The organism is Rufibacter tibetensis, from assembly GCF_001310085.1.
Lineage (GTDB): Bacteria > Bacteroidota > Bacteroidia > Cytophagales > Hymenobacteraceae > Nibribacter > Nibribacter tibetensis.
Window position 1 is genome coordinate 3,114,911 of the sequence record NZ_CP012643.1, and the last position, 26,314, is coordinate 3,141,224.

Annotated in this window: 25 protein-coding genes; 14 read left to right on the plus strand and 11 right to left on the minus strand. The window is 47.8% G+C overall.

The window, feature by feature from the left end; all coding sequences use genetic code 11:
• The first annotated feature begins 89 nt into the window (after window positions 1–89).
• On the plus strand, window positions 90–1,133 hold the full coding sequence (gene ruvB / locus DC20_RS12705) for a Holliday junction branch migration DNA helicase RuvB (RefSeq protein ID WP_062544168.1): 1,044 nt from the start codon (window positions 90–92) through the stop codon (window positions 1,131–1,133).
• Between the two features lie 78 nt (window positions 1,134–1,211).
• On the opposite strand, the gene DC20_RS12710 is transcribed toward ruvB, so the two are convergent.
• Window positions 1,212–1,652 carry a RidA family protein gene (locus DC20_RS12710; protein ID WP_062544169.1) on the minus strand — a complete coding sequence of 147 codons (441 nt, stop codon included), beginning with the start codon at window positions 1,650–1,652 and terminating at the stop codon, window positions 1,212–1,214.
• Window positions 1,653–1,841: 189 nt separating this feature from the next.
• On the opposite strand from DC20_RS12710, the gene queG reads away from it, so the two are divergent.
• Complete coding sequence (gene queG, locus DC20_RS12715) at window positions 1,842–2,813, plus strand: tRNA epoxyqueuosine(34) reductase QueG (RefSeq protein WP_062544170.1); 972 nt, start codon at window positions 1,842–1,844, stop codon at window positions 2,811–2,813.
• On the opposite strand, the gene DC20_RS12720 is transcribed toward queG, so the two are convergent.
• From DC20_RS12720 to DC20_RS12730, 3 genes are all read right to left on the minus strand, one after another.
• Window positions 2,778–2,972: a hypothetical protein gene (locus tag DC20_RS12720; RefSeq protein WP_062544171.1), complete on the minus strand. Its 195-nt coding sequence runs from the start codon at window positions 2,970–2,972 to the stop codon at window positions 2,778–2,780. The two genes, queG and DC20_RS12720, sit on opposite strands and share 36 nt — an antisense overlap.
• A gap of 177 nt (window positions 2,973–3,149) precedes the next feature.
• Window positions 3,150–3,995: a ferritin-like domain-containing protein gene (locus DC20_RS12725; protein WP_062544172.1), complete on the minus strand. Its 846-nt coding sequence runs from the start codon at window positions 3,993–3,995 to the stop codon at window positions 3,150–3,152.
• Window positions 3,996–4,007: 12 nt separating this feature from the next.
• On the minus strand, window positions 4,008–4,766 hold the full coding sequence (locus DC20_RS12730; RefSeq protein WP_062544173.1) for a ferritin-like domain-containing protein: 759 nt from the start codon (window positions 4,764–4,766) through the stop codon (window positions 4,008–4,010).
• 279 nt (window positions 4,767–5,045) lie between these two features.
• Between DC20_RS12730 and DC20_RS12735 the strand changes: the two genes are divergently transcribed.
• Both DC20_RS12735 and aroC read left to right on the plus strand, forming a co-directional pair.
• The gene (locus DC20_RS12735; RefSeq protein WP_062544174.1) at window positions 5,046–6,479 is read left to right on the plus strand and encodes a BatD family protein; all 1,434 of its coding nucleotides are present in this window, start codon (window positions 5,046–5,048) and stop codon (window positions 6,477–6,479) included.
• The gene (gene aroC, locus DC20_RS12740; protein ID WP_062544175.1) at window positions 6,476–7,558 is read left to right on the plus strand and encodes a chorismate synthase; all 1,083 of its coding nucleotides are present in this window, start codon (window positions 6,476–6,478) and stop codon (window positions 7,556–7,558) included. Before DC20_RS12735 ends, aroC begins: the two co-directional genes overlap by 4 nt.
• 144 nt (window positions 7,559–7,702) lie before the next feature.
• Here aroC and DC20_RS12745 read toward each other — a convergent pair whose 3' ends face one another.
• Window positions 7,703–9,079 carry a sodium:proton antiporter gene (locus tag DC20_RS12745; RefSeq protein WP_062544176.1) on the minus strand — a complete coding sequence of 459 codons (1,377 nt, stop codon included), beginning with the start codon at window positions 9,077–9,079 and terminating at the stop codon, window positions 7,703–7,705.
• Window positions 9,080–9,291: 212 nt separating this feature from the next.
• Between DC20_RS12745 and DC20_RS12750 the strand changes: the two genes are divergently transcribed.
• From DC20_RS12750 to DC20_RS23235, 4 genes are all read left to right on the plus strand, one after another.
• Entirely contained in the window at window positions 9,292–9,909 is a 618-nt protein-coding gene (locus tag DC20_RS12750; RefSeq protein ID WP_062544177.1) for a NifU family protein, read from the plus strand.
• A 183-nt stretch (window positions 9,910–10,092) separates the two neighbouring features.
• Entirely contained in the window at window positions 10,093–11,739 is a 1,647-nt protein-coding gene (locus DC20_RS12755) for a peptide MFS transporter (protein WP_062544178.1), read from the plus strand.
• A gap of 431 nt (window positions 11,740–12,170) precedes the next feature.
• Window positions 12,171–12,359 (plus strand): hypothetical protein, encoded by a 189-nt coding sequence (locus DC20_RS23230; RefSeq protein WP_218918704.1) that lies wholly within the window; start codon window positions 12,171–12,173, stop codon window positions 12,357–12,359.
• A 42-nt stretch (window positions 12,360–12,401) separates the two neighbouring features.
• Window positions 12,402–12,830 (plus strand): APC family permease, encoded by a 429-nt coding sequence (locus tag DC20_RS23235; RefSeq protein ID WP_218918705.1) that lies wholly within the window; start codon window positions 12,402–12,404, stop codon window positions 12,828–12,830.
• Between the two features lie 61 nt (window positions 12,831–12,891).
• On the opposite strand, the gene DC20_RS12765 is transcribed toward DC20_RS23235, so the two are convergent.
• The 5 genes from DC20_RS12765 to DC20_RS12785 form a co-directional block, all read right to left on the minus strand.
• A complete protein-coding gene (locus DC20_RS12765) occupies window positions 12,892–13,773 on the minus strand; it encodes a YitT family protein (protein ID WP_062544179.1) in 882 nt (293 codons plus the stop codon).
• A 296-nt stretch (window positions 13,774–14,069) separates the two neighbouring features.
• A complete protein-coding gene (secDF, locus tag DC20_RS12770; RefSeq protein WP_062544180.1) occupies window positions 14,070–17,057 on the minus strand; it encodes a protein translocase subunit SecDF in 2,988 nt (995 codons plus the stop codon).
• A gap of 178 nt (window positions 17,058–17,235) precedes the next feature.
• Window positions 17,236–17,601: a hypothetical protein gene (locus DC20_RS12775; protein WP_062544181.1), complete on the minus strand. Its 366-nt coding sequence runs from the start codon at window positions 17,599–17,601 to the stop codon at window positions 17,236–17,238.
• Window positions 17,602–17,703: 102 nt separating this feature from the next.
• Window positions 17,704–18,327 carry a uridine kinase family protein gene (locus DC20_RS12780; RefSeq protein ID WP_062544182.1) on the minus strand — a complete coding sequence of 208 codons (624 nt, stop codon included), beginning with the start codon at window positions 18,325–18,327 and terminating at the stop codon, window positions 17,704–17,706.
• 76 nt (window positions 18,328–18,403) lie between these two features.
• Window positions 18,404–19,000, minus strand: coding sequence for a non-canonical purine NTP diphosphatase (locus tag DC20_RS12785; protein WP_062544183.1), 597 nt, complete (start codon window positions 18,998–19,000; stop codon window positions 18,404–18,406).
• A 527-nt stretch (window positions 19,001–19,527) separates the two neighbouring features.
• Here DC20_RS12785 and DC20_RS12790 point away from each other — a divergent pair.
• Genes DC20_RS12790 through DC20_RS12800 form a run of 3 tightly spaced genes read left to right on the plus strand, consistent with a single transcriptional unit; the run spans window position 19,528 to window position 22,227 of the window.
• Window positions 19,528–20,340, plus strand: coding sequence for an MlaE family ABC transporter permease (locus tag DC20_RS12790; RefSeq protein ID WP_062544184.1), 813 nt, complete (start codon window positions 19,528–19,530; stop codon window positions 20,338–20,340).
• 15 nt (window positions 20,341–20,355) lie between these two features.
• Entirely contained in the window at window positions 20,356–21,129 is a 774-nt protein-coding gene (locus DC20_RS12795; protein WP_062544185.1) for an ABC transporter ATP-binding protein, read from the plus strand.
• A complete protein-coding gene (locus DC20_RS12800; protein ID WP_062544186.1) occupies window positions 21,130–22,227 on the plus strand; it encodes an MlaD family protein in 1,098 nt (365 codons plus the stop codon).
• A 594-nt stretch (window positions 22,228–22,821) separates the two neighbouring features.
• On the opposite strand, the gene DC20_RS12805 is transcribed toward DC20_RS12800, so the two are convergent.
• A complete protein-coding gene (locus DC20_RS12805) occupies window positions 22,822–23,331 on the minus strand; it encodes a phosphoribosyltransferase family protein (protein WP_062544187.1) in 510 nt (169 codons plus the stop codon).
• 171 nt (window positions 23,332–23,502) lie between these two features.
• Here DC20_RS12805 and DC20_RS12810 point away from each other — a divergent pair, with 171 nt between their 5' ends.
• From DC20_RS12810 to DC20_RS12820, 3 genes are all read left to right on the plus strand, one after another.
• The gene (locus DC20_RS12810; protein WP_062544188.1) at window positions 23,503–23,745 is read left to right on the plus strand and encodes a type B 50S ribosomal protein L31; all 243 of its coding nucleotides are present in this window, start codon (window positions 23,503–23,505) and stop codon (window positions 23,743–23,745) included.
• 68 nt (window positions 23,746–23,813) lie between these two features.
• Entirely contained in the window at window positions 23,814–25,043 is a 1,230-nt protein-coding gene (locus DC20_RS12815) for a GlmU family protein (RefSeq protein WP_062544189.1), read from the plus strand.
• A 149-nt stretch (window positions 25,044–25,192) separates the two neighbouring features.
• Window positions 25,193–26,314 (plus strand): DNA polymerase III subunit, encoded by a 1,122-nt coding sequence (locus DC20_RS12820; RefSeq protein ID WP_062544190.1) that lies wholly within the window; start codon window positions 25,193–25,195, stop codon window positions 26,312–26,314.

Here is a 26,314-nt window from a genome sequence, read left to right on the forward strand (position 1 = left end):
GCTTTTCTGTTCCTGTAGGGAGCGATTTTAGGTGGAATGCTGTTATCTTTACAACTGCGTCTGAGCATCACTGCCAAGATATTTTTACCATGAGAGAAGACTATTTAAGCGGCTCTGCCGATCACCTAACCCCCGCCGAGAAGGAGTATGACAAGGCCCTGCGACCTTTGGACTTCAGTGACTTTACCGGTCAGGAGAAGGTGGTAGATAACCTGAAAGTATTTGTGGGGGCGGCCATTATGCGGGGCGAGGCGCTGGATCACGTGCTGCTGCATGGACCTCCCGGCTTGGGGAAAACCACCTTGTCCCACATCATCGCCAACTCATTGGGTTCTAACATCAAAATCACGTCTGGTCCGGTATTGGACAAACCCAGCGATTTAGCGGGGCTGCTCACCAATCTGGAAAAGAACGACGTACTTTTCATTGATGAGATTCACCGACTGAACCCGATTGTGGAGGAGTACCTGTACTCTGCCATGGAGGATTATAAAATTGATATCATGCTGGACTCGGGTCCAAATGCCCGTTCTGTACAGATTTCCCTGAATCCTTTCACCTTGATTGGCGCTACCACCCGTTCAGGTTTGTTGACCTCGCCGTTACGGGCTCGTTTCGGGATTAATGCGCGTCTGGAGTACTATGACTCCAAGTTGTTGACGTCTATTGTGCAGCGTTCGGCAGAAATTCTGGGTTCGCCTATTTATGAGGATGCCGCCTTTGAGATTGCTCGCCGGAGCCGTGGCACGCCACGTATCGCGAACAACCTGCTGCGCCGGACCCGTGACTTCGCCCAGATCAAAGGCGATGGTACCATTACGGTAGAGATTGCCCAGTTTGCCCTGAACGCCTTAGATGTGGATCATAACGGTTTGGACGAAATGGACAAACGCATTCTCATGACCATTATTGACAAGTTCAAAGGCGGTCCGGTCGGGCTTTCTACCATCGCCACGGCTTGTGGGGATGAGGCCGAGACTATTGAAGAGGTTTACGAGCCGTTCCTGATCCAGGAAGGCTACATTAAACGTACCAGCCGCGGTCGGGAAGCTACTGAAGCTGCCTACCGTCACCTTGGCAAGATTCCGCCTAATCATGTGCGCAGCGGCACCTTATTTGACAATGCAGAGTAGTTTTCCAGTTCTTGTTTATAGTTGAAAGAATCCCCGGCTATCCAATGCCGGGGATTTCTGCTTTCAAGAGCATAAAGTTTATTCTGTTTTCTTGATCTCGGCAACTAATTCTACTTCTATCACCACATTTGGCTCTAAAAGCCGGACGACCTGTACCCACGTAGCAGCCGGAGTATGGGTGCCATAAAATTTCTTCCGAACCAAGTGGTGTTTAGACGTCTCTTCCATGTTGGTGGTATACAAATTTTCCTTCACCACATGCGTGAAATTTAGGTTATACTGTTTCAACGTGGCTTGCAAGGTGCGGTATACCTGCTCAATGGCTTTGTCCATCGGCCCACTTGCCACCGTGCCGGAAATATACAGGAGATTACCGCTTCGGTAGGCTTGTGCATAATTCCATTCTTGGTTGGGTCTTAATACTTTAGGCGCTTGACCAGATACAGCATTGTTTTTTTCCTGCGCCTTTGCAGTAAAGGCCAGTATGGTGAAAAGTAGGGTAAAGAGCATCTTGTTCATAAGAGAGAAGGTGGTTTTTATGATTGACAGGCCAAAGAGATAGTATCCCCATTTGGAAGTTAGAAAATGGGGGACTTGCTGAAGTATCCAAATTCCACAAAATGGGCTTAAATCAGAAAAATTACGCTAAGTGAAATTCTTTTCCGCCAACTTTGTTCACTAGAAACGGTCATCATTGCCCAAAGCATTATGTTTAATCTCGCCCCAAAACATACCCAAATCATCAAGCAGAAAGCCCAGGAACTTGGGTTTATGTACTGTGGTGTGTCTAAAGCTGAGTTTTTAGAAGAAGAGGCACCTAGGCTGGAAAGTTGGCTGAATCAGAACATGCATGGTCAAATGCACTACATGGCCAACCACTTTGACAAGCGCCTTGATCCGCGCCTGTTGGTTGACGGTGCCAAATCTGTAGTGAGCTTGCTGTTGAATTACTTTCCTGAGGAAACCCAACCTGAGGACACGTTTAAGATTTCTAAATACGCGTACGGCCAGGATTACCACTTTGTAATCAAAGACAAGCTAAAAACGCTCTTCCAGTACATACAGGAAGAGATTGGCGAAGTAGGCGGGCGGGTGTTTGTGGACTCCGCACCAGTAATGGATAAGGTATGGGCGAAGAAAAGCGGTTTGGGTTGGGTAGGGAAAAACAGTAACCTCATCAGACCAGGGGTAGGCAGTTTCTTCTTCATTGCCGAATTGATCCTGGATTTGGAATTAGAGCCTGATGGTCCAATCAAAGACTATTGCGGTACCTGTACTAAGTGCATGGACGCCTGTCCAACAGATGCTATCTCGGCGCCTTACGTGGTAGACGGAAGCAAATGCATTTCCTATTTCACTATTGAGTTGAAAGACCAGATTCCGCAGGAAGTAGAAGGGAAGTTTGGTAATTGGGTGTTTGGCTGTGACATCTGCCAGGATGTATGCCCCTGGAACAGATTCAGTAAGGCGCACCGCGAGCCGGCTTTTGCGCCTCACCCAGAGTTGCTCCACCTTACATCAAACGATTGGGTGGAGCTTACTCAAGAGGTGTTCAGAGATATTTTCAGAAAATCAGCCGTAAAACGCACGGGGTTTGAAGGATTAACCAGGAACCTGCGTTTTGTGGCAAACGAACCAGCCGACTTAAGCAGCGACCGCGTTTCCGAAGACCTTGTCTAAGATGCTGCCGTAGGAGCCAGCAAAGTGCGCATAGCACCACTCACGTAAGGTTTCAAGCTCTTTCTGCACCAGCATCCTCATGCTTTTTCTCAGTTCTTTCTCAAAAAGACCTGAGTCAAAGCTCACTTTGCTTAAAATTAATTTAACGTACTCTAACATGACTTAAGGGTATAGATTGTTGTATTTTGGTTGGGTATAAAGAATACGTAAAGATGCAAAAAATGATTCCAGTATTTATACTGAATATCCTACATTTTATACTCATTTTACAATTAATAGAACATAAGAAAGGCAGCCCTTTGGGGCTGCCTTTCTTATGTATTTAGAATTAAGAGGTTATTTAATGAACGGTGCCACAATGGAATTTACCTGTGCAACGGTCAATGGCTCATCAAATGCCTCTGAAGCGGCGTTGGCATCAATGGCTATTCCGCCAAAAGTACCTACTATGTTTACGCCCGCTTGCGTGGTTACTTCTTCGCCATCATAGATTCCCTGGAAAGCAGCAGGAAGTCCGCCTCTGTCTTTCATGGTGATCCATGGCTTGTTAGTAGCAACTCCGTTAGCCATGTCTCTGCGCATACGGCGAAGGTGTGCCGCGTGTCTTGCTTCAACAGAGTGAATCTGCAAAGCTGCCTGTAGTACACCGTCATTGCTCATAAGGGCAGGTGCTGCTCCTTTGTAAGCTCTTACTCCGGTATCTTCAAATGCCTGGGCTACCGCCAGCATGGTTGGATAGTTAGTGAAGGTAGCATTGCCCAAAGTACCTTTAGCCGTCCAGTCAAAGTTAGCATCAGTATAAGTGGTTGGCGCAGCGCCTCCCATGCCTGAAATAGCAGTGCGCAGGAAGTTAACGTGATCTTCTTCATGGTCTCTAATCACCGTAAAGGCTGTTTTACCAGCGGCATTAGCGAAGATGTTGGTATCAGCGGCACGTCTGTAGAAGAAATATTCCAGGTTCTCCAGTTTCAGGGCGAACTCTAAGACATCACGTACAGAAGGCATGGCGGTTTGTCCGTATGCTTTGTTAAGCATAGAACCAAAGGCAATTGGAACTGCGGCAGCCGCTAGTTTCTTTCCAAATCCGCCGAAGTGTTTGAATACAGCGCGACGTGGATCCAGCCGGTCAAAGATTTCTGGATCTACTTTTTCTACTTCTTTTAATATATTAAAGATATTCATGGCTTTCTTAGATTAGGTAGTTGGCAAATTGCTTCCGTTGAGTTTTTCCATAATAAAAGGCTGGGCTGCAGCCAATACCTGGGCAGGCGTAAGGGCTACATCCAGACCATTGGCATCTACAATCATACGGCCCGGGATAATACCTGAATCGCCGCTGGCAAAGGTGCCATTCTCAATCATGTCTCTGATCTCGGCGGCGTGTCTTGCTTCAACTGAAACAATTTTACCGGCAAGACCTAAGAAGGTAGCATTTGTAAGAAGTTTGCCGGCTCCGTTATAGGCAGCCACACCTAAGTCTTCAAAGGTTTTAGCCGTTGATAAGATAGAGGCACGGCTTGCCAGAGCACTGGCTGGAAGATTTGGCGTTAAACTTGGAATAATCTGGTTTGCCGCGTTAGCTGTGATAGCAGCTTTAAAGAATTCGCGGTGGGCTACCTCGTGATTTCTGATGTCAGTTAGTACCTGTCTTTCAACAGCACTAGGGAAAAGGGTGGAGAAGTTTGGAAGGGCTACTACTGCAGTATAGAAAGCAGCTTCTAACTGCTCCAGCGCATACGCATAGTTTAAGATTCCTACATCATTACTACCTAAGTTAACGGTGCCCGTTGTGTTGGGAGTGGTGGTGTCATCGTCATCATCACAGCCTGCAAGTAAAAGCGCTGAAACAGCCATGCCGGCTCCGGTATAGCGGAGAAAGGAACGGCGATTGAAAGGGTTGTTCAATCCCTGCAATACTTCCTGCTCAGGAACTGAATTTGTGTTTTTTGCCATAGTTTTGAAAAATGAAGGTGAAACAATTGGTATTACCAGAGCCTTTGTCAAAGCCTAGGTTTAGTTTGGTACCGCCCCTGAATTCTGGCGGAATTAGCGAGACCTACGATAGGAGATATTTACCCGGATTTCAGAAGAATGAAAAAAAGTGAAATAAAATGGAAATATTTTTACAGCCTTGTCTTATAAGGCTTTATAAGAGATAGGGGCCTTGGTCTGTTCTTCGTACTTTTGGAGGAGAATAATACGGCAGCTTTCTGGCCGTTTTACTTAAAATAAATGAAATACGCGGTAATCTTGTTTGTTTGGCTGATGGGCTGTGCCTCCTGGTGCAGTGCGCAGGACCACACCATAGAATACGGTCCGGCCGCCATTCCCATTGACCAATATTTCACTATTTCATTAAAGTCTCCGGGTACTAAACCCACTAAGGTAGAGGGCTTTCCCGAAATTGAGGGAATGCAGAAGAGCACCCAAAAATCTTTTACTACAAAAATCACCAAAGGCACTCAAACCTCCTTTGTGTACACCCTAACACAGCAATATGCCCCGCTAAAAGAAGGAGAGGTGATAGTTAAGCCCTTTGCCTTGGTAGTGGACGGCAAAACTGTACCTGCCCCGGGCATTAAAGTGAAAGTAGGTCCCTCAGCACCACCTCTCACTGGAAAACCCCTGGACAGCCTGGCAGCGGCAAAGGGTACACCGGCAACCCCCGAGTTTGTGGACGTAAAGGAAAATGCATTTCTTACCCTGCACGTGCCCAAGAAAAGCTGCTATGTGGGGGAGGCGGTACCAGTCTCCTTGTGGTTTTATGTGGCAGAGGCAGACTTGGGGCTGCTGGACTTTGTGGACTTTGAGACTCAGATAGGAGCCATTGTACAGCAATTGAAGCAGAGAAGCGCCCTGGAAGAAGTGGTGCTGCAAGAGGAGATTCTGCCAGAGAAGATCAAAATAGGGGAGAAGGACTTTACCCGGTACAAACTTTATGAGGCTATCTTGTTTCCCATTACCCCCCAAGCACTCAGGTTCCCCGCGGTGGGGCTGCGGATGACCAAATACAAGATCGCCAAAAATCCCACCTTGCTTACGCAGAACCGACTACCTGAATCTAAGACCTACAACACACAAAGCAGAGAAGTGACAGTAAAGTCTTTGCCTCCGCATCCCCTGCGAGACCAGGTGGCGGTAGGGGTGTTCAGGTTGAAAGAGCAGATGTCCCGCAGTACGGTTACGTTAAACCAAAACCTAGTGTACCACTTCAGGATTGAGGGCGAGGGTAATATCATGACCTTGCCAGTGCCGCAGAGTATAGGGATCTCCAGTGAACTGGAAATTTATTCTCCCGAAATCAGGCAAACCAAGCAGGTGCAGCAGGGACGCATGGTGGGCAGCAAAACGTTCCGGTATTTTATTGTGGGCCGTCAGGCGGGCGTGTTTCCGCTGCGGGAGCTGTTCCAGTGGGTGTATTTTAACCCGGTTACGGCCCGTTATGACACGCTGCGGCCTTCCTTTACTGTGCAGGTGCGAGGGCAGGAAGATCAAAATAGTTTTATCAGGGCACAAGATGTGGGCGATTTTTACAATATTGCCGCTACAGAAAGCAATCAGCTCATCAGCATTGACCAGTTCAGGGAAGTGCGCTTCTATACTAATGTGGTATTGGGCGTATTGCTGGGGGTAGCCCTGTTTATTTTCATACTAAAAAGAAAATGAGTAACACATACGGATCCATTTTCCGGATCACCACCTTTGGGGAATCGCACGGTACGGCCGTAGGCGTAATTGTGGATGGCTGCCCCGCCGGATTGCCTATCACCATTGAGGAGATACAGGCCGCTTTGGACCGCCGTCGTCCCGGACAGTCAAAGATCACCACACCCCGTGATGAGAAAGACCAGGTTCAGATTCTGTCAGGCATTTTTAATGGACAAACGCAGGGAACCCCTATTGCATTAGCAGTTTTCAACAAGGACCAGGCAAGCCATGACTATACTCACATAGAGAAAGCCTACCGCCCTTCCCACGCAGATTACACCTATACTGCAAAATACGGTTCCCGCGATCACCGCGGAGGCGGGCGTAGCTCGGCCCGGGAAACCTTGGCCCGGGTAGCGGCTGGAGTGTTGGCGCAAAAGTTTCTGGCTTTGCAAGGCATTCAAATTACCTCTTATGTTTCTCAGGTAGGTTCTATCTATGCTCCGGCAGATTACACCCAACTTGACCTGAGCCAGGTGGACAATACCATTGTACGCTGTCCTCACCCAGAGACTGCCCAGGCTATGATTCAGCTCATAGAAGAAACCCGTGACAAACTAGATACCGTAGGCGGAGTAGTTTCCTGCGTCATCAAGGGAGTGCCCGCAGGCTTGGGTGAGCCTGTTTTTGACAAACTGCACGCAGAACTAGGTAAGGCCATGCTTAGCATCAATGCCGTGAAAGGTTTTGAGTACGGAAGTGGTTTTGAGGGCGTGAGCATGTACGGCTCCCAGCATAATGATGTCTTCTACACCGATGAAGACGGACAGGTAAAAACCCGCACCAATCATTCCGGCGGAATTCAGGGAGGTATCTCTAACGGACAGGATATTTATTTCAAAGTAGCTTTCAAACCCGTGGCAACCATTTTGCAGCCGCAAAGCAGCATTGACCAAAGTGGGCAGGAGATTACGCTACAAGGCAAAGGGCGCCATGACCCTTGTGTTCTGCCTAGAGCCGTGCCTATTGTAGATGCCATGGCAGCCTTGGTGCTGGCAGACTTTGTGTTGCGCCAAAGAGCAAATAAAGTGGACTAAGCGCTGCTTTCCTGACTAGAATAAATGAGGCTAGTTGTTTTCTCAACTAAGCTTCTAAATTATCTATAAAAAAGGAGGAGGTGTTTAAGGGCCGTTTTGCAAGAAACAGTCCTTAAACACCTCCTCCTTTTTACTGTGGAATTCTTAAAGAATCACCAACACCCACACTAATGCCAATACAGGCAGGAGGTAGATGAGGGAGTACTTGAACATGTATTGGAAGAACGGAGGCATTTTAACCCCGGCTTGCTCAGCAATGGCTTTCACCATGAAGTTAGGCCCGTTTCCAATGTACGTCATAGCACCAAACAAAACTGCCCCTATGGAAATAGCTTCCAGCACCAACAACGTTTCCGGGGTCTGGCCTAACCCGTAAGCAAAGCTCTGTACCTGGTTAGGGTCGGCGTAGTTCAGGTGGTACTTGGCCATGCCCAAAGACAGAAAGTTGGCATAGGTAGGGGCATTGTCCAGAACTCCTGACAAGGTACCCGTTACCCAATAAAAGACAGAAGGCGTGAGTCTGGCGGCAAACTCAGGGGAAGAAGCCAGTTCTGCAGAGAGTTGCAGGGCAGGCATCATGGTAAAGAAGATGCCAAAGAACAGGAACACCACCTCCAGAATGGGGTCAAAGGAGAAGTGATTACCGTTTAGGGCAGTTCGGCTGGCAAATTTAAAGCAAAGGAAAGCGGCAGATAACTGAATAATTTCCCGTACAAAAGAAACCTTTACGCCACCTTCTAGGGGTATGTAAGGCAACCACTCATAAGAAACAGGGTTCAGGAAGGTGGCACCAATGATCACTGCCAGCCAGATAAGGTTGCGTTTGCCAGTAAAGAAGAACTCGGTCTTGGCCTCGTTCCTGGCGCGCACCTTGGCATTAGGTATAAAGGCTTCCTTGTTTCTGGAATCCAGAATGTAAAAAATAATACATAGGGCACTAATAGCAATCACCCAAGGGCTCAGTAGATGCTGCATGGTCCAGAAAAACGGTACTCCCTTCAGGAAACCAATAAACAGTGGCGGGTCTCCCAGCGGAGTCAACAATCCCCCAACGTTGCTTACAATAAAGATAAAGAACACTACCTGGTAAGGCTTGATGCGGTGGTTGTTCAATCTGATGAACGGCCTGATAAGCAGAAGGGAAGCCCCGGTGGTACCAATTACGTTGGCGATAACTGCTCCAAACAGCAGAATACCCACATTGATCAGGGGGGTAGCATTGGCATTGGCGTTTATGTAGATTCCACCTGCCGCTATGTACAAGGAACTAAGCAAAATGGCGAAGGAGGCGTATTCGGCTAGGGTTTCTATGGGCAGGTGCGTGTCATGCAGCACAAACAAGTAGTAACCTAACACCAGCAGGCCCAAGCCTACCGAAATAGTTTTAAATTGATGATGCCAGAAAGTAGGGAAAAAAATAGGTCCGGTGGCAATAAGACCAATAAGCAACGCAAAAGGTGCAATCAAAAAACCAGGCACGTCTGGTGGGGTAGAGGCCAGTAAAACAGTGGCAGGGAGCATAAGCACGCGGTTAGTGGAACAAAGTGTGCCCGTAAAGTTAAGGGTTCTCTATGAAAGGGTTAGAGGTTTTGCCTTTGTTTCCTAAAAACATGCCTTAAACAACGGCAGGGTGGTACCCAGAAAGTAACTAAGAGGTATGGGAAATTCTCACTAATTTTGGAAACTTAAATCACTGACCTTAAGTTTTTACTATATATTAATAGAAGACAGCCATGACTGAAAATACAACCAAGCCGGTATCTGTGTACGCTGAGGCGAACCCAAACCCGGAGTCAATGAAATTTGTGTTGAACTCCACCTTGTTAGGCGAGGGAGGAAGCGTGGATTATCCAACGGTAGATAGCGCCGCTGATTCTCCTTTCGCGCAAGAGCTGTTCAACTTTGACTATGTGTCGCGGGTGTTTATTGCCAGCAACTTTGTAACCGTAACCAAGAACTCGCCGGTACAATGGGCACACCTCATCCCGGAGCTGAGAACGTTTATCAAATCATATATTGAGGCAGGCGGACCAATCTTTATCGGGAACCCGGTAACAACCACTGCGGCTTCTGCTTCGGCCGAAGTTCCTGCTGACCTTTCCGCTGAGGACACTGAGATTTCTCAGAAAGTAATTGATCTGTTGGAAAACTACGTGCGTCCGGCGGTAGAGCAAGACGGTGGTAACATCACCTTCCGTTCTTACAAAGAAGGCGTGGTAACCGTGAACCTGCAAGGTTCTTGCAGTGGTTGCCCATCTGCCACTGTTACCTTGAAAGCTGGTATTGAAAACCTGCTGAAGCGCATGGTGCCCGAAGTACAGGAAGTAGTAGCCGAAGGCGTAGTGCTGTAAGTACATCTTTCTTTCAATAAAAAAAGGTCCTGAGAAATCAGGGCCTTTTTTTATTGAATTTTTTCTCATCCTACTAAGCGTTAGTAAGTCAATTTTAGGGATAGTGGTGCGTTCTACATTTCCGCAAAGGTATATTTCCGTTTCTTTTGCCTATTTTCAAAGCAGATTAAAAACTACACCTTAATGTCAACACCAGCCTCAAAGCACCCGAAGGGCCTTTATTTTCTGTTTCTGGCAGAAATGTGGGAGCGCTTCGGCTATTACCTCATGATAGGTATTTTCTTCCTCTACATGACCGACACGCAGAGTGGGGGGATGGGACTACCTAAAGACCAGGGTTCTGATATTTACGGTACCTTCATTGCCTTAGTCTTTCTAACCCCTTTCATTGGCGGCCTGCTGGCTGATAGATTGTTAGGATATCGGCTTTCCATCACTATTGGCGGGATCTTGATGGGCCTTGGCTACTGCGGCTTGGCTATTCCCGGTGACACTTTCTTCTATTTGTCTTTGGCGCTCATCATCATTGGCAACGGATTCTTCAAAGCAAACATTTCTACGCTCCTGGGGAACCTGTATTCGGAACCACAGTACCTGCCCCAGAAAGACGCAGGTTACAACATCTTCTACATGGGCATTAACGTGGGGGCCTTTATCTGCAATTTTGTGGCGGCGTACCTGCGCAACACCTACGGCTGGGGCTTTGCGTTTTTAGCAGCAGGTGTTGGTATGTTCATTGGCCTTATCATCTTCTGGGCCGGTAACAAAACCCACCGCGACTATGACATCCGGAAGCCTGCCCAACCGCATGACATGCCTCTCTGGAAGGTCTTCAGCATAGTGATTCTGCCCGCCATTATTGTTGGAATTCTAAGCTGGGTGCTCATTCCCGGCGATGTGTTCGGTTCGGATTCAACTGATGCGTTCATCTTCGGATCAATCCCGATCATCCTGTTTTACGTGAGCCTTTGGGCCCGCGCTTCTACCGAGGATAAAAAGCCCATTGCCGCGCTGCTCTCCATTTTTGCGGTGGTGGTGGTCTTCTGGGGCGTGTTCAAGCAAAACGGAACCGCGCTTACCACCTGGGCCGAATACTACACCGACCGCAGTTTGCCAGAACCACTGGAGAAGCCGGCTGCTTCTTTAGGAATGGTTCAAAGCGTAGACCCTACGCCTTCCACTGTGCCAGATTTTGACGCCGCTTTCAGAACCCGCACCGATGCTGAAGGGAAAGTAATCACCAAAGAGGGCGTATCTCCTTACCTGAACAACCTGCCCAGAGAGGAATGGCCGCAGACAGGAAGTTCCTTGTCTTTAATTTCCACGGAGCTGTTTCAGTCCATTAACCCCTTCTTCGTAATCATCCTGACACCCTTGGTGGTTTCCTTCTGGGGCTTCACCCGGCGGAGAGGAAAAGAACCAAGCACGCCTGCTAAAATGGCCTTGGGATTATTCATCACCGGTCTTTCTACCTTGGTCATGGTAGGTGCCGTGTGGGTAGGTGGAAACGGACAAGACAAGGTCTCAAGTTTATGGCTGGTGGGTACGTATTTTGTAGTGACCATAGGCGAGTTGTGCCTCAGCCCGATGGGGTTGTCCTTAGTATCAAAAGTAAGTCCGCCCCGTTTAACGGCGCTTATGATGGGCGGTTGGTTTATTGCTACCTCCATCGGGAACAAGTTATCCGGGATTTTGGCCAGTCTTTGGGATACTTATGATGACAAATCGTACTTCTTCTGGGTCAATTTCGCGGTAACCGTATCTGCGGCGCTGGTGCTGGTGCTTATGCTCAAGTGGCTCCGCCGGATCATGGAGAAACCAGCTATCTAATCTTATATAGATTCCTGACGATTCTCAGGCTAGCATTCGTCTTTACTAGATCCGCTTTTCTAACCATTTTGCCTCTGCTTTAGGTATGTTTTTCAGGAAACGTGCCTAAAGCAGAGGCAACTTGTTCTGTTGTTATTTCTCCAGCAGAAATGCTTTTAACTATACTGCTTTATTCGGCTATGCCTGCAGATTCGTAAGAGGGTAGTGGATAGTAAATAAGTGCTTTAAACTTAGGATGGAGAGGTTTTTAAGAAAGGAACCCAGAAACCGCTTGCTTAAGGAGCCTTTTTTATTGCTATCAGCAAAGAAGCCCCATTGGTTTTGTAGGCGGAGAAATCAAAGACGTGAAACGAAACATCCCGCGGGGCATTACCATTGGGGTACTAACGGTGATCTTGATTTATTTGCTGGTAAACGCCACCTAACTTTCTTTGCTGCTTATTCCGGCCTTGGAAGAAGTGTATGCCGCCGGAAACAAGATAGCCGCGATTGAAGCCGTGAAAAGCTTCTGGGAAACGGGCGGGTTCTTTATCTCAGTATTGATTCTGATCACCACGCTGGGTTGTACCAACGCCACTATTTTGGCTAGCTGCCGCACCTATTTTGCGATGGTCCGCTAAGGCCTGTTCTTCAGGAAAGCTGCCAATTTAAATAATGCCGAAGTGCCGGGTACATCTTTGGTTGTTCAGTGTGTCTGGGCCTGCGTGCTGGTGATGTCCGGCACCTTTGACCAACTCACGGATATGATCATTTTCGCCGTGTTCATTTACTATGGGGCTACCACCCTCGAGGTTTTCATCCTGAGAAAGAAGATGCCAGATGCGCATCGTCCTTATAAGGTATGGGGCTACCCCGGTGTGCCCACTATAATGGTGCTCTTTTGCGCCGCCTTGTTCTGTAATACCATCTTCGTGCGGCCTAGGGAAGCAGGCATCGGCATGATTCTCATGTTGACAGGCATACCCAGGTACTGGTGGTTTCTAAAGAACAACGTCAAAAAAGAAGAGCCCATGCAGCAAATGACTAAGGTGGAGGTTTCTTGTGTTCTTTCGCCAGAAAAGCAGAAGAGGTGTTTTAGCTCCGTTTTATAGAAAACCGGGCTGAAACACCTCTTCTGCTTTTTACAATCAGCCAGTATAAAATAGGTTAGGGTTAATGCAAGGACCTTCTTTTTACCATCCCGCCATCTGTATCATCAATGCTCTGCTGGATGAGGAAAGCATCTGGGTCAATCAATTTTACCTCTTTTCTTAGTGCCGGAATCTCCAATCTGGTTACCACTGTGAAGATGATGTCAATTTCCAGGTTGTCTCCGCGTTTGCCATACCCTCTTTTGCCCTGGTAGATGGTAACTCCCCTTCCTAACTTCTCGGTAATGGCCACTCTAATGTCTTCGCTCAATCTGGAGATGATGGTTACGCCCGTGTACTGCTCTATCCCGTGTAAAAGAAAGTCAATCATTTTAGAGGCCGCGAAATACGTTAAGATGGAGTACAGGGCTACATCGGTTCCCAAAAAGAGTGCAGCGGTTAGGAAGATGATGATGTTCAGCAGGAGAATGACGTCACTTACTTTCATCAGAGGATAAAGCTTGCTGACCAATACGGCAGCCACCTCGGTGCCATCCAGGACGGCTCCACCCCGCATCGCTAAACCTATACCCAAGCCAATGAAAACACCACCGAAAATGGCCGTCAGCATTTTGTCGGCGGTAAAATCTGGGTAAGTGACAAACACGATACAAAGAGACAAACCCACTATGGCCATGGCGCTCTTAATGGCGAACAACTTGCCTACATACCTGAATCCCATGAAGATGAAAGGGAGGTTTAAAAGCAGAATCAATAGGGAAAGTGGTATCCCGAAAAGGTGGGTCAATAGCATGGAAACCCCGGTTACCCCACCATCAATGAAATGACTGGAAAGCAGGAAACCTTTCAGGCCCATGCCAGCTGATAAAATTCCAATAAGAATGAGGGAGAGGTTCTTGATTTCAGACCTTAAATCAAAGTCTTGGGAAGAGGGAGAAATCATGTGTATTCTATTCGATTAAAGAGCCCTTATTTGAAATAAGGTAAAACAACAATATAGGCAAAACCAAGGAGAGTAGGCTATTGGTGGCGCATTTCCTCTGGTAAACTTCATCCTTTCTGACAAGATTGGCTGTGCCAGACACTTTAGAGATATGGCTTTGTACTTTGTGTTTTCAGAAAAGGAATGGAAAACAGGTTTTTGTGATCAGGTAGTTTGATGCAGCTTTTCAGAAAACACCCGCATAAAACAAAAAAGCCGGGCAATTGCCCGGCTTTTGTATGCTTTAAAATAATTGATTAGCTGGCAGCCACTACTGGTTTAGCAGTAACTACTCTTTCTTTATCAACGTTGGTGGTGTCTACCACAATTGGAGCAGCAATGAACAGGGTTGAGTAAGTGCCGGTCAAGGAACCAACCAACATGGCAAACGAGAAGCCTCTCAGGGTCTCTCCACCGAAGATGAAGAGGATGATTACTACCAGCAATACCGTTAAGTTGGTAATGATGGTACGGCTAAACGTGCTGTTCAAAGCTGGGTTCACGATATCACTGAACCTCATGCGCGGGTTCTCATTGGTGTACTCCCTGATACGGTCAAACACTACCACGGTATCGTTGATTGAGTAACCAATAATGGTTAGAACCGAAGCAATGAATACCTGGTCCATTTCAAAGGAAATCCCGAACAAGTTGGCGATGGTAAAGGCTGAGAACACGATCAAAACGTCGTGAATCAACGCGATTACGCCACCCAAGCTAAACTGCCAACGGCTGAAACGGAAGGCCAGGTAAACGAAGATACCGGCAAAAGCAAGCAACACAGCTATTACCGCAGTTTTCTGAATGTCATCTGCCATAGTGGCACCTACTTTCGCAGAGCTTACAACCGTTGGGTTCAGGTTTTTGTATTGGCTTAACCCTTGGTCTAATGCTGTTCTTACTGACTCATCTGCCTGAGAAGATTCATCTTCTGCAATGTAGCTGGTTGTGATTTTCAGACGGTTGGCAGCACCATAGGTTTTTACCTCTGTACCTGCGCCTTTGAATTCGTCATCCAAAGCAGATCTTACCTCAGAGGCAGCAACTGGGCTGTTGAAATTCACCACGTAAGAGCGGCCACCTTTGAAGTCTACACCCAGAGGCAATTCTCCTTTGATGAATACCGCAGCAATACCGAAAACGATGAAAGCCAAAGAGAACATATAGGCTTTCTTGCGGTTACCCAAGATGTCAAATTTGATGTTCTTGAACCAGTTTCTTGACAAGGCAGTCTCCAGAGAAAGGCTGTTGGCGTTTTTGCCACGTGTCATCCACTCCACTATCAAACGAGAGATGAATACCGCTGAGAAGAAAGAGGTAGCAATACCAATCATCAACGTTACGGCGAATCCTTTTACCGGACCAGATCCGAAGAAGTAAAGGATAATACCCGCTAATAACGTGGTCACGTTGGAGTCAAAGATAGAGCTGAATGCTTTGCTATATCCTTTTTTGATAGCGTCTGGAACACCCATGCCGGAAGCTAGTTCCTCTTTAATCCTTTCAAAGATAAGTACGTTCGCATCCACAGACATACCCATGGTCAATACCATACCAGCAATACCAGGCAAGGTTAGAGCCGTACCAAACTGAGCCAGGATACCAATGATGAAGAAGATGTTGAAGAACAAGGCGATGTTCGCAATCAGACCACCTTTGTTATAGTAGGCGAACATGAACAATACCACCAATGCCATACCAGCCAAAGAAGAAATCAAACCTTGGTTGATAGCTTCCTGACCCAAAGACGGACCTACAATGGCTTCTTCCACAATACGGGTAGGAGCAGGCATTTTACCGGCTTTCAGGATGTTAGCTAAATCCTGAGCTTCTTCAATGGTGAAAGACCCAGAGATAGAAGAGTTACCACCGCTGATCTCACTTTGTACTACCGGGGCAGAGTACACATAGTTATCTAACACAATAGCTACCTGACGACCAATGTTGTCACCAGTTAAACGCTGCCATTTTTTAGAACCAGCAGCATTCATGCTCATAGTAATCTCAGGGCGACCAGTCTGGTCATAATCCTGACGGGCATCAGAAATGTTTTCACCGCTCAAAGGAGCTTTGCCGTCACGGCCTTTCTTGATCGCATACAGTTCTAGGAACTCAGCCCCATCGTTTGCCACAATTGGCTGCACACCCCATAAGAACTTCAGGTTTTGCGGGAACAATGCTTTTACTTCAGGCTTGGCAAACAGAGCGTTTACTTTGGCCGTATCACGCACGTTGGTACCTAATCCACCCGGAAGGGTAGTGAACAGACGCGCTAAAAGTGAGCTTTGGTTAGGGTTGATGGAATCTTTCTTCGCAGCAGCGCTGTCGGCTGGTTTGCTTAATTGAGCAGCTAAGGCAGACGTGTCTTTTGCAGCAGCACCCGTTAAGGCAGAGGCAGAAGTGTCAGCAGCAGAAGCAAGCGAAGCAGAAGAAGCGGCACCTTTCAGTTTGTTTGCTGCTTCTTGCTTTACCAGGTAATCATTCAACTGTGTAAAGTAAGGACCGTATTCCTGCACGCTCCATACTTCCCAGAACTCCAGGTTAGCGGTTCCTTGCAATAGCTTACGAACACGCTCAGGGTTGTCCACGCCAGGTAACTCAATCTGAATACGGTTGGTACCTTTCAGGTGCTGGATATTTGGCTGGTTTACCCCGAATTTATCAATACGGGTACGCAGGATGTTGAAAGAACGGGCAACGGCATCGTCTACTTCTTTGTTGATGACCGCCAGCACTTCCTCATCGGTAGAGTTGTAGCTTAATGAACGGGTAGTGCTGTTCGCGAAGATAGACGCTAACTTGGCGTTTGGCTGAATTTCACGGTAAGAACGGTAGAACAGGTCTACGAAGTTCTCCTGGCTTGTAGCCTGTAATTTTTGCGCGCGGGCAATTGCTTGCTCAAAAGCAGCGTCTTTACGACCGCCAGCCATGGCACGAATAATTTCTACCGGGGAAACTTCCAGGGTTACGTGCATGCCGCCTTTCAAGTCAAGGCCAAGACTTAATTCACTTTCCTTTACCTGCTGGTAGGTGTATTCAGCTCCAAGGAAGTTGAATACCGGAGTTTTCCAGACAGAGTCAAGGTAAGTTTGTCTTTTGTAGTGGTCTACGGTGCCAGTGTTTGTGGTGGCAAACCGGGTAGCGTCTTCTTCAACGCCCTTAGAGACCAAAGAGAACGATAGATAGTACAAGCACAAAGCAGATACTATTACCGTCAGGACTAGGATAAAACCTTTGTTACGCATTGGTAATAAATGGATGAATAAAAATGAAATAAATAAATTATATGAAATCAGGCGAAGACTGACAGAATCCATAATCCTGCAAAGTAGAACAGGCTTTCAGGGTCAGCTTCAAGGGAAATGCAGAAATAAAGGTCCAGCGTATAAAACAGGAGATGTTGCTACAATCTGGAAGAAAAAGTTAAGGTGCGTTGGGAGAAATGGGCAGAATAGCCAATCGCTGCAGGAAGAAGGTCCAGTCAGGGAAAGCCAAGGATGTTTTGATGATCTGCTGAACCGGCGCTATAAAGGCCAGTCGCAGAAAAACAGCAGGTTCAGTAATTTCTAACGCTACGAAAGACGTAGTCGCCTCAAAGGAAACCTTTTGTTTTACCACAGATGATTCCGCATCACGGCCCTGCTTGTTTATCGCTGCCTGCTCTGCCGGAGTGGCCGCTGCATGCGCATAGGCCGGAAGGGCCCTATGATTGACGGTAAGCACCAACAGCAAGGCAATGCTTGTGCAAAGCAGCCGCCAATTACGTTGTATGTAGTGCCTGGGTTTCATCTCTGTAAACAAAGGTAGCGGAATCTTAAAATAAAACAAAAGCCTCTGCTGTGGATTGAACAGCAGAGGCTTTTGATAAGTGCCCTTTATGTAAAATAAAGGTTATTTTTTGATTTTGGAGTTCAGATAAGTCACCAGCACCTCAAGGCCCACCTCAAAGTTCCGGTTGTTGGGGATGATCACATCAGCATCGTTCTTGAACGGCTTAATGTATTTCTCATAGGTAGGGGCCACATGGTTGGTGTAGCGGTACAGTACGTCATCCAGGTCATAGCCACGCTCTACTTTGTCGCGCAGGATGCGGCGTTGTAGTTTGATGTACTCCTTGGCGTCTATGTACACCTTCATGTCCAGCAGTTTGGCTACCTCTTCAAAGTAGAACACAAAGATACCTTCCACTACTACAATGGGTGCTGGTTTAAACTCCAGCTGGCGCGGCACAATGTTGGGGTTGTTGAACGTGTACTCTTTGCGGTAGACCGTCTCGCCTTTGCTTAACTGGAGAATGTCATGGGCGTAGGCCGCGCTGTCAATTGAACTCGGCAAATCAAAGTTATGAAAGCCGTTTTCGTCAATGAACTGTTTATCGCGGTCGTGGTAGTAATTGTCCTGAGAAACCAGGCAAATCTCTTCAGGTGCATAAGAAGCCAGTAGTCTGCTCAGAAATGTGGTTTTTCCTGATGCGCTTCCTCCCGTTATTCCTACAATAAATGGCTTTTGATGCATAAATACGTATGGTTTACGGGATGCGAAATTAGCTTATTGTCTGCACGCAGCCTAACGCCTTTTCAAAAGAATTTAATTATGTGCCGGTTTGTACATATCTGTGCTGCAGAAAGGAAACCAACTGCTGTACGGCGCGTCCGCGGTGACTGATCTGGTTCTTTTCCTGGCTGTCCATTTCGGCAAAAGTACGGTCTTTTCCTTCGGGCATGAAGATGGGGTCATACCCAAAGCCCTGCTCACCCCTGGGAGCGCCAACAATGTGGCCTTCCACAATGCCATTGAACAGGTGCTGTTCGCCTTCTTCTAAGATAAGCGCAATGGAAGTTCTGAAGCGGGCCCTGCGGTTATCCTGGTCTTTTAGTCCGTCCAGTACCTTTTGCATATTGGCCTGGTTGTCACGCTCGGGGCCGGCATAGCGCGCAGAGTAGACTCCTGGTTCATTGTTCAGGGCCTCCACCTCCAAACCTGTATCATCTGCAAAGCAGAGTACCTTGTATTTTTCCCATACATAAGCTGCTTTCTGCAGGGCGTTTCCCTCCAAAGTGTCCTGGTCTTCGGCTAGTTCTTCGGTGCATCCCAAAGCTTCCAGGCTGATGATTTCAAAAGGTGGTCCTAGCAGTTGCTGGATTTCTTTCAATTTATGGGCGTTGTTAGAGGCAAAGCAAATTTTCATACAGTATGTGATTCGTAAAGTGTAGCAATGATACTCTCTCTTGATGGCAGTTCAAAGGAAGCCTGTACAAGTTTTAAACCTTATCTACTGCTTGTAATTGGCTTAAAGCGCCTTGTTCTGGCTTAGGAGAACAGGTTATTTCGCTTGAATACTCCAATCCTTAAACCCCAATCTTAACTCAAGTACGTTTTTAATAGGTCATCAGGCTTTTTGATGTAATTTTGCCGCGGCTTTGCCGGAGCAAGACAAGCATCCCTCTCAAAACACAGATATACAGAGTATCCTATCAGGAAGAAATTATGTTTTGGGCTGCTTTTAAGAAAACAGACTAAAAACAAGAACTGATGTCTTAAGATTACTTTCAGGTTGTGCCTGTTTTGTGTTCTGGTGAAATGTAGCAGCGAAGAAGCCGTTAAGAGAACATTAACCCTTGTCACGGGTTGATAAAGCATAGGAGGCTGAGCTTCCAAACGCAGGTGAGAGCTTAAGCCAGAAAGGTGGGGTTCTGATGATAACAAAAGCAGTAGATGGAATTTCAAAATGACGACGATAAACCGGTAAGACGGCCCCGAACACAGGTACTCACCAAGAGGTTAGACCGCGTGTTCTCTGAGCTGTATTCCATTGCCTCCTTTATCGGTCGTTTTTTCAAAGAGGTGTTTTTACCGCCTTATGAGTTTAAAGAAATAATCAGGCAGTGCTTTGAAATAGGAGTGAAGTCCCTTCCGCTTATTTCTTTGACGGGTTTTATTATTGGTATTGTGTTTATGAACCAGTCGCGGCCTTCTTTGGCTGAGTTTGGGGCAACCTCTTGGTTGCCTTCCTTGGTGTCATTGGCCATTGTTCGGGCTTTGGCCCCGTTGGTGACCGCTTTGATTGGGGCAGGCCGAATTGGGTCTATGATTGGGGCTGAGCTAGGTTCCATGAAAGTAACCGAGCAGATTGAGGCCATGGAAGTGTCTGCCACTAATCCATTCAAGTTCCTGGTGGTAAGCCGCGTTCTGGCTACTACGTTTATGATACCGGCCCTCATGATGTACACCATGCTGGTGGCTTTATTAGGTGCTTTCTTAAATGTGAACGCAAACGAAGGTACCAGCTTTACCACCTACTTCACCCAGGTATTTGATGCCATCACGTTTCTGGATATTTTTTCTTCGGTAATCAAATCTGCCTTGTTTGGGTTTACCATTGGGGTGGTGGGTTGCTATAAAGGCTATAACTCTTCAAAAGGTACTGAAGGAGTGGGCAAGGCAGCCAACTCATCCGTAGTAACGGCTATGTTCTTAGTGTTTATTGAAGAGTTGTTATCCTTGCAGATAATTACGGCACTACGTTAATTCAAGAAGAAGGCCATGAAAAAGACCCAACCAGTAATAGATAGCAGCAACTGCGTCATCAACATCAGAGGACTGGAAAAATCCTTCGGTGATCTGGATGTATTGCGGGGCGTGGACTTGGACTTGTATAAGGGCGAAAACCTGGTCGTGCTGGGGAAATCCGGGACCGGAAAATCAGTATTGATCAAAATCATATCTGGATTACTGAAGCCTGATGCCGGAAAAGTAAACGTGCTGGGACAGGAGGTAAACAAACTAAAAGGCCGCGCACTGGACGAATTACGTCTTAAAATCGGGTTTTCCTTCCAGAACAGCGCCTTGTATGACAGCATGACCATCAGGAAGAACCTGGAGTTTCCGCTGGTACGCAACAGACGCAACCTGAGTAGGGGAGAGGTAAACAGATTGGTGGAAGTGGTGTTAGATGCCGTAGGCCTTTCCCAGACCATCAACCAAATGCCGTCAGAACTCTCCGGTGGTCAGCGGAAGCGGATTGGCATTGCCCGCACCTTGATTTTGCAGCCCGAGATCATGCTCTATGATGAGCCCACCGCGGGTCTGGACCCCATCACGTGTATTGACATCAACAACCTCATCAACGAAGTGCAAAGCCGCTTCCATACCTCTTCTATCATCATCACCCACGACCTTACCTGCGCCAAAGACGTGGGCGATCGCGTGGTAATGCTCCTGGACGGCAGGTTCCAACGTCAGGGTACCTTTGACGAAGTATTCAACACCCAGGATGAGCGGGTGAAATTATTTCATGATTACAATTTTATAGACTAAATGAGTGCAGTAGAAAATAGGCGAGCCGTTGTTGTAGGAATCTTCGTGTTTTTGGCGTTGGTGATTCTGGTGGCAGGTATTTTTGTGCTGGGGGGCCAACAAAAGCGCTTTACCAAGACCATTCAGGTTTCTGCCGTGTTTGACGACGTGACTGGCCTGAAAACCGGGAACCAGGTTCTTTTTTCCGGGGTACGGGTAGGCGTGGTGAAGAAAATCGCTTTTGAAGGTCCTTCCCAGGTGGCTATTACCATGGACATCACCGAAGAAGCCCAGAAATACATCAGAAAAGATGTGAAAGCTAAAATCGGCTCTGAAAGCATGATTGGGAACAAGGCCATCGTGCTGTATGGCGGCAGCCCGCAAATGCCAGTGGTGCAAGCAGGCGACCGTCTCGCTACCGAAGGCCAACTCAGTACCGAGGCTATGATGGCCACTTTTCAGGAAAACAACAAGAACCTGGTGGCCATCACCACCGATTTCAAAAAGCTGAGTGCGGGCTTGGCCAATGGCGAAGGCTTGGCCGGTGCCCTTCTCACCGACGATCAGCTTGCGCAGAATTTCCAGGCCATTTTGGCAAACCTGCAAAGAACCTCAGCTACCAGCGTACGAGCATCTCAAGCCCTGGCTCAGTTCTCCAGCAAGCTGAATACCCAAGGCGGCTTGGCAGATGAACTACTAACCGATACCATGACCTTTAACAGGCTAAGAGCCACTATGGTCCAACTGGAGGAGGTAATGGCCACCACAAACCAGATTACGAGCAAACTCAACAACACTACCAATAAACTCGGCTCCAACAATAATGCCTTAGGCGTGCTCCTCAACGACGAGGAATTTGCCTTGGACCTGCAGATGACCATGCAGAACCTGGAAGCAGGCACAGATAAGTTAGATGCCACCATGGAAAGCCTGCAGCACAGCATCCTGCTCAACGGCTTTTTCCGCCGTAAAGCCAAGCGTGAGGCCCGTCAAAAAGAGCGGGAGCTACAACGGGATCAAAGACTGCAAAAGCTAGAGAAGAACCAGGACAAGAAACAGGTACCTGCCACCGTACCTGCTACCAGAGTCACTCCTGATACCTTAGCCCCCGCAAACTAAGGGTACACCCTTCCTCAATAAAATGACCTGCCCGTTTACGGCTTGTTTCAGAAAAACAAGCCGTAAACGGGCAGGTCATTTGAATTTTATTCTAAGGAGTAGGTTATGTAACTTTTCTACGGGAAATGATTTTGGGAGTAGTCTAGCTCCGATAAAGGCAATCAGCACCACGAAGATCTGCAGGTGTAAACATCCCCCTTTGCCCCCTTCAAAGGAGGAGTATCAGCTATCGTTGTTGAGGCTATCGCCTCACTGCAGTTGCAAACTGCAGGTCATGGTAGGTCCAAGTCACAGACTTGAACCATGTTTGCTTATATGCTTTCTTCTAGTACGCAAACCCCACGCATTACCTTATTCCAGCCTTTCGTCAGAGCGCCTAGGACTCGACCCGGTGCCGCGGAGCGGCAGCCCTGAGGGGCAGGCGAGAGGCCACAGCGCGAGGGCGGAAGGCGGGGCCCCGCGGCCGTGAGCGCTTACCGCCAAAGATGAAACAATTAAGTCCATGAGCCAATGCTAAAAGCAGTCTATCTAAAGGAACAACAAAAGGCATTCACAAAAGGCATTCACGAACGGCTTAGAGAAGTGTACTTTCCCCTACAACAAATAAGCATTCCATTCATTCTCCTTCAACACCACCCTAATATGCTCCCGCAGGGTAGTCGCTAAAGAATACCCGGTATAAGTAGCAGAGATGGGATACAATGTATGGTGGCGGTTGATCAGCGTGGCAATCTCCAGTTTCTTGCAGTCTTTGTCTAGGAACTCCCGAAGGGTGTAAGCGAGAGTTTTGCCCGTGTTCAGCACGTCATCCACCAATACCACAGCGGTGTCTTGCAAAGAAGAAAGAGCAGGAGAAATGACAATGTCGTGCGTAAGCGGCTCGGTTTTATGCAGCGTCACCTCCATCAATTGAACATCCAAAGGAGAAATCTCCCGAAGCTCCTTCGCGAGAAGCTCAGCCAGAAAATAGCCGTTCTCATGAATGCCGGCCAACACCAGCTGCTTTTCCTCGAAGTTTTGCTCGTATATCTCAAACGCCATGCGTTTGATTTTTTGTAGAATCTGGTGGTGATCCAGGATGCGGTTCTCTAGTGTGAAGACCATTGGGTTTTGCTGTTTGCTGGCCAAATTACCAAAATAATCCCCAAAACAGACACACGGTGCCCAGCAGAGTTGTATCTTTGAAAATATTTGTAGGAAAAGGTTTTAAAAGTGAGGCAAATGCTTTACTTTTGCAGTCCTATTCCAGAAATCCGAAGTTAAAAATATAGAATAATGAAAAAGGACCTTCATCCTGAATACAGAGAAGTGGTTTTCCAAGATACTTCCTCTGATTTTAAATTCATCACTCGTTCTACCATGAACTCTAACGAGACCATCACCATGGAAGACGGTAAAACGTACCCAGTGGTTAAAGTGGAGGTTTCTTCTGCTTCGCACCCGTTCTACACCGGTAAAAACATCTACGTGGATACTGCCGGACGTATTGACAAGTTCAAGCAGCGTTACAAGAAATAAGCGTATTTAGCGGTTCGCCGTATAAAAGTCTTCCTGATTTTTCAGGGAGACTTTTTTATTTAGTCTGTATGAACATTATTCTCTTTGATGACCCGACGCTCAGAGCCAACCTGTTGCCCTTGACGTTCACCCGACCCGTGGCAGACATCCGCATCGGGATTCTGACCATTGCTGAGAAGTGGCTAATGGTTTCTAATGAGGTCGTTTCTTACTTAACCGAAGGCTACCTGCAGGGTAAGTTTCCCCAAAACCTAGACGGAGGGCAAAACCTCTACATCAACGGAGCCGTTTGTCCTACGCCAGAGTTGTGGGAGCAAATACAGCAGTTACCTATGGGCGGAACCCTATTTCAAGAGGATTTGCTCGTAGCCCTGAACGCAGACACGCTGGAGTTGAGAAGCGTGGAGGAGGTGTACCAGCACAAAGCGGCAAACAGAAGCCAAACTCAACTGCCGGCGCACGCGGTGATCACCCAGTTATGGGAAATCTTTCGGTTCAACGGTCCGCAGATTAGGGAAGACTTCAAGTTGGTGACGAAAGGGCGCGTAAGCCAACCTATCTCAGACCCGCACACCGTCGCGTACAACCTAGAGAACATCTTTATTGAGGAAGGAGCCGATTTCAAAGCTGCCATCCTGAATGCCGAGAACGGCCCCATCTACATTGGGAAGAACGCCCACGTGCAAGAGGGAACCGTGATCAGAGGACCGTTTGCCATTTGCGAAGAAAGTGTCATCAACATGGGCGGCAAAATGCGCGGCGATGTGACGGTGGGCCCTTTCTGCAAAGTGGGTGGCGAAATCAGCAACTGCGTGTTCTTTGGGTATTCCAACAAGGGGCATGACGGGTTTCTGGGAAATTCCGTGGTGGGAGAGTGGTGCAACTTCGGGGCAGATACCAACACCTCTAACCTCAAGAACAACTATTCCAACGTGCGACTCTACAGCCATGCCCAGGAAAAATTTGTGGACACTGGCTTGCAGTTCTGCGGCCTGATCATGGCCGACCACGCAAAGTGTGGCATCAACACCATGTTCAACACCGGCACCGTGGTAGGCGTAGGCGCTAACGTGTTCGGGGCCGGCTATCCACCAAACTTTATTCCTTCCTTTACCTGGGGAGGCGGGGCAGAACCGCAGACGTTCAGGTTGCCTAAATTCTATGAAGTGGCAGAGGCTGTTTTAAGCCGCCGCGGGCTGAGCGTTACGGATGAAGACCGCAAAATTTATAGCCACCTGTTTGACCTCACCCAAGCCTCCCGCACCTGGGAGACGGAGCCGGTAGAAAAGACCGCTTAATCACACAAAACATACTGCCTTCGGCGACGGACGGTTTTTACGCTATTTTCTGAAAAGTAGGGCAAAAACCATCCGTCGCCGTTATCTTTACAGACAAATGGCGGGGAGTAGATTTTCCTAGCCTTCGTTTTAAAATAGTACCTTCATTCGTGCAGTTTTCTCAGATTTACGGCCACCAGGGAACAAAGCAACTGCTGCTGAATTCCGTCAAATCACAGCACGTGGCCCACGCGCAGCTTTTTTTAGGATCTGATGGAAGCGCCAATATGGCGCTGGCGCTGGCCTATGCCCAATACCTGAATTGCGAAGACCCGCAGCCTCTGGATTCCTGCGGCGTGTGCCCCAGCTGCAACAAGATCAGCAAGCGAATTCACCCAGACCTGAACTTTGTGATGCCAGTGACCAAAGTGAAAGACCAGGATGCCCTGAGCAAAAACTTTGTGACCCAGTGGCGCGCTTTCCTCAGTGACAGCCCGTACCAAACCCTTAACGACTGGATGCAGTTCATTGGCGCCGAAAACAAGCAAGGCACCATTCCAGTGGGTGAGAGCCGAGAATTGGTACGCATGACTTCGCTCAAAGCTTTCGAGGCGAAATATAAAGTGATTGTCATCTGGTTGCCCGAGCTTATGAATGCCAGCGCCGCCAATGCCTTTTTGAAGCTGTTAGAAGAACCTCCGGCTGCTACCGTGTTTTTGCTCGTGAGCAATGCCTCAGACAAGATCATGCCCACTATCTTGTCGAGAACGCAGCTAGTCAAAGTACGCGCCTTCACCGATGAAGAAGTGATTCAATATCTGGTGGAGCAGCAAGGCACCGAGCGTGAACGCGCCTACCAAGTGGTCTCTCTAGCCGAGGGAAACCTACAAGCCGCCCGTGTGCTGAGTCAGGAAATGACCTCAGATTACTTTACCTTTTTCCTGAGCTGGATGCGTCTGTGCTATAACCACAAATTTGATGGTGTGCTGGAGCAAAGCGAAGATTTTCAGAAGCTGGGCCGCGAAAACCAGAAGAACTTTCTGCAGTTTGCTTTAGGCTTGCTGAGAAAAGTGCTTTTGTACGGCGTAGACAGCAAGCTAATTGCGTTCTTACCTCCGCCGGAGCTGGACTTCGTACAGAAGTTTGCCAAACTCATTCACCAGGGAAACGGGGCGCAGCTGTCGCAGGAGTTAAATGATGCGCATTACCACATTGAGCGGAACGCGCACCCCAAGATCACTTTTTTAAATACGTCCATTCAAATTGCCCAGCTTATCAGGCCAGTGGCATAA

Bases quoted from the DNA above. Each gene is read 5' to 3' on its own strand.
- ruvB (WP_062544168.1), top strand. From the start codon at position 90: ATGAGAGAAGACTATTTAAGCGGCTCTGCCGATCACCTAACCCCCGCC.
- DC20_RS12710 (WP_062544169.1), bottom strand. From the start codon at position 1,652: ATGAACAAGATGCTCTTTACCCTACTTTTCACCATACTGGCCTTTACT.
- queG (WP_062544170.1), top strand. From the start codon at position 1,842: ATGTTTAATCTCGCCCCAAAACATACCCAAATCATCAAGCAGAAAGCC.
- DC20_RS12720 (WP_062544171.1), bottom strand. From the start codon at position 2,972: ATGTTAGAGTACGTTAAATTAATTTTAAGCAAAGTGAGCTTTGACTCA.
- DC20_RS12725 (WP_062544172.1), bottom strand. From the start codon at position 3,995: ATGAATATCTTTAATATATTAAAAGAAGTAGAAAAAGTAGATCCAGAA.
- DC20_RS12730 (WP_062544173.1), bottom strand. From the start codon at position 4,766: ATGGCAAAAAACACAAATTCAGTTCCTGAGCAGGAAGTATTGCAGGGA.
- DC20_RS12735 (WP_062544174.1), top strand. From the start codon at position 5,046: ATGAAATACGCGGTAATCTTGTTTGTTTGGCTGATGGGCTGTGCCTCC.
- aroC (WP_062544175.1), top strand. From the start codon at position 6,476: ATGAGTAACACATACGGATCCATTTTCCGGATCACCACCTTTGGGGAA.
- DC20_RS12745 (WP_062544176.1), bottom strand. From the start codon at position 9,079: ATGCTCCCTGCCACTGTTTTACTGGCCTCTACCCCACCAGACGTGCCT.
- DC20_RS12750 (WP_062544177.1), top strand. From the start codon at position 9,292: ATGACTGAAAATACAACCAAGCCGGTATCTGTGTACGCTGAGGCGAAC.
- DC20_RS12755 (WP_062544178.1), top strand. From the start codon at position 10,093: ATGTCAACACCAGCCTCAAAGCACCCGAAGGGCCTTTATTTTCTGTTT.
- DC20_RS12765 (WP_062544179.1), bottom strand. From the start codon at position 13,773: ATGATTTCTCCCTCTTCCCAAGACTTTGATTTAAGGTCTGAAATCAAG.
- secDF (WP_062544180.1), bottom strand. From the start codon at position 17,057: ATGCGTAACAAAGGTTTTATCCTAGTCCTGACGGTAATAGTATCTGCT.
- DC20_RS12775 (WP_062544181.1), bottom strand. From the start codon at position 17,601: ATGAAACCCAGGCACTACATACAACGTAATTGGCGGCTGCTTTGCACA.
- DC20_RS12780 (WP_062544182.1), bottom strand. From the start codon at position 18,327: ATGCATCAAAAGCCATTTATTGTAGGAATAACGGGAGGAAGCGCATCA.
- DC20_RS12785 (WP_062544183.1), bottom strand. From the start codon at position 19,000: ATGAAAATTTGCTTTGCCTCTAACAACGCCCATAAATTGAAAGAAATC.
- DC20_RS12790 (WP_062544184.1), top strand. From the start codon at position 19,528: ATGGAATTTCAAAATGACGACGATAAACCGGTAAGACGGCCCCGAACA.
- DC20_RS12795 (WP_062544185.1), top strand. From the start codon at position 20,356: ATGAAAAAGACCCAACCAGTAATAGATAGCAGCAACTGCGTCATCAAC.
- DC20_RS12800 (WP_062544186.1), top strand. From the start codon at position 21,130: ATGAGTGCAGTAGAAAATAGGCGAGCCGTTGTTGTAGGAATCTTCGTG.
- DC20_RS12805 (WP_062544187.1), bottom strand. From the start codon at position 23,331: ATGGTCTTCACACTAGAGAACCGCATCCTGGATCACCACCAGATTCTA.
- DC20_RS12810 (WP_062544188.1), top strand. From the start codon at position 23,503: ATGAAAAAGGACCTTCATCCTGAATACAGAGAAGTGGTTTTCCAAGAT.
- DC20_RS12815 (WP_062544189.1), top strand. From the start codon at position 23,814: ATGAACATTATTCTCTTTGATGACCCGACGCTCAGAGCCAACCTGTTG.